This is a genomic window from Actinomycetota bacterium (assembly GCA_030682655.1).
Classification (GTDB): Bacteria; Actinomycetota; Coriobacteriia; order Anaerosomatales; family JAUXNU01; genus JAUXNU01.
Genome location: JAUXNU010000022.1, coordinates 1 through 2,205 on the forward strand (window position 1 = coordinate 1; position 2,205 = coordinate 2,205).

At 65.0% G+C, this 2,205-nt stretch carries 3 protein-coding genes and 1 pseudogene; 2 read left to right on the forward strand and 2 right to left on the reverse strand.

Features of this window, described 5'->3' with window-relative positions:
• Positions 1-73 precede the first annotated feature (73 nt).
• A complete protein-coding gene (locus Q8K99_01285) occupies positions 74-355 on the reverse strand; it encodes a type II toxin-antitoxin system Phd/YefM family antitoxin (protein MDP2181189.1) in 282 nt (93 codons plus the stop codon).
• A gap of 180 nt (positions 356-535) precedes the next feature.
• Positions 536-769 carry a hypothetical protein gene (locus tag Q8K99_01290; protein MDP2181190.1) on the reverse strand — a complete coding sequence of 78 codons (234 nt, stop codon included), beginning with the start codon at positions 767-769 and terminating at the stop codon, positions 536-538.
• Between the two features lie 102 nt (positions 770-871).
• Here Q8K99_01290 and Q8K99_01295 point away from each other — a divergent pair.
• Both Q8K99_01295 and Q8K99_01300 read left to right on the forward strand, forming a co-directional pair.
• Positions 872-1,162 (forward strand): annotated as a pseudogene (locus Q8K99_01295) (IS3 family transposase).
• Entirely contained in the window at positions 1,159-2,046 is an 888-nt protein-coding gene (locus Q8K99_01300) for an integrase core domain-containing protein (protein MDP2181191.1), read from the forward strand. The pseudogene Q8K99_01295 and the gene Q8K99_01300 overlap by 4 nt, the downstream one beginning before the upstream one ends.
• Positions 2,047-2,205 lie beyond the last annotated feature (159 nt).

Below are 2,205 nucleotides of genomic sequence, written 5' to 3' on the forward strand. Positions count from 1 at the left end.
TCCGGCCGGTCGCGGGCGATGAACGCCATCGCTTCGTCGAGCTGCGCGTATGCGTGCTCGGTCCAGACGACCCTCACAGCGAGTACTTCTCGCGCATCCGACGCACGACCTCCTCGTGAGGCACGACTTGCCCAGCGGCGATCTGCGCCTCAGAGATCGCTAGGTCGCGCAGCAGCTCCACCTCGTCGATCAGGCCTTCGTAGACCGCCGGGTCGAGAAGCACGGCGGCGCTGCGTCCGTGCTGGGTGAGTATCACCGGGCGCCCCGTCGAGTGCATCTGTTCGATGACGGCCGAGGTGTTCGCACGAAACTCGGTCACTGGGCGCACATCGGTCGTGGGACGCAGTCGCGACATGAGGGACCTCCGATTCAGGACGCCGATAAGTACATACTAGCGTACTGTCGTAACTGGCATCAAGACGGGGTTGGGTTGGGTCGAACGCGTGGCGCATAACCCGCGAGCGATGCGCTTTCAGAGTACGACAACCTTCTGCGAGTCGGGTTGATGCGCTTGTTCGATGCCGCACAGAACGCGTCAAGAGTACGCGACAATGATTCTGGGACGCTGATAGAAGTAGAGCGGGATCCCGACGATGGCCAGCAGGAGCACGCAAGCGCCCCATATGAGCGGATGCGTGCCCAGTAGGCCATCGACCTTACGATCAGTCTTAACTATCTGATAGCTGTCGACGCTCACGACGATAGCGAAGATGACAAGAGCGATGTAGGCGCCGACCGGGGATGCGGCGGCGCCGGATTTCTTGGACACGACTTTGTGTAGCATCCGTGTCCGAGAGAAAGGTCCGTCATGTCAGAGAAGAACCTGTCCACAGAAGGTCATGCCGTCCCGTTCGGTCCGCTCACTCCTGGTCAGCGCTGGAGCCTCGCCCGCAAGCGTGAGGTGGCCCTGCGCCTGCTGAGGGGTGAGCCGCTCGACGCGCTGTCCCGGGAACTCGGCGTCGAGATCTACCGCCTCGAGAACTGGCGCGATCGCGCGCTCGCCGGCATGGACGCCGGCCTGAAGGAGCGAGACGGCGATCCGGTGTCCGACCAGCTCGACGCGGCGATGCGCCGCATAGGCGAGCTGTCGATGGAGAATGAACTGCTCCGCGGAAGAATCGAGCGCCCGGGCCCTTTGGCCGGTCGGAGGTCGAAGCGATGAGCGCGGCGATCTCCATAGCCACCGGCAGGCCCTACGGCGTCAAGCGTGTGTGTGCGGTGTGGGGTGTGGCCCGATCGACGTTCTATGCCGCGCCGGTCGAGGCCGAACCGGCCCGCAGGGGTCCGGCCCCGCAGGTCTGCGACGAGGAGCTCCACGCCATGATCGAAGACGACCTGGAGCGCTCTCCGTTCATCGGCGAGGGACACCGGCCGGTCTGGGCGCGCCTGCGCATCGGCGGTGTGCGCGTGTCGCGCAGGCGCGTGCTGCGCCTCATGCGTGAGCATGGACTGCTCTCCCCGCGCCGCGTGCGCCAGGGCGCCGGCGTGGCCCATGAAGGAACGATCACCACCGATACGCCCGATCTGATGTGGGGCACCGACGGCACCCGGATCCTGACGGCCGACGAGGGGATGTGCTGGATCTTCACGGCCGTCGACCACTTCAACTGCGAGGTCGTGGGACACCATGTGTGCAAGCGCGGCGATCGCTTCGCTGCGCTGCAGCCGGTGTCCCAGGGCCTGCTCAAGCACTTCGGCGGTGTCGAGGCCGCGGCGGGCCGGGGACTGTCGCTGCGCATGGACAACGGCACACAGTACGTCTCGGACCACTTCCGCAACCAGGTCCGCTTCTGGGGCGTGGAGGCGAGCTACGCCTTCATCGAGCAGCCTCAGACCAACGGGGTGGCCGAACGCTTCTTCCGCACTCTGAAGGAGCAGATCATCTACGGCCGCGTCTATCGCACGGTGGCCGAGGTGCGCGAGGCCGTCGACACGTTCGTCGATCTCTACAACGACCAGTGGCTTCCCGAGAAGAACGGCTTCATGAGCCCTTCAGCGACCCGCGAGGCATGGTACGCTCGATATGATCAGGGGGTCGCCGCGTAAGACAGATTCGTGTCCAGGTATCCGCGTGCGGTACATCTTCGACAGTCTACCTCGTGGCGTTCTGCTCGATGCCTTGGTTAGCTTCACGGCCACAGGTCCCGCGCAAGCGCGACTGAACGCTCGCCGCACGTCGTCGAAAGCCGAACCGCACCCACGGCG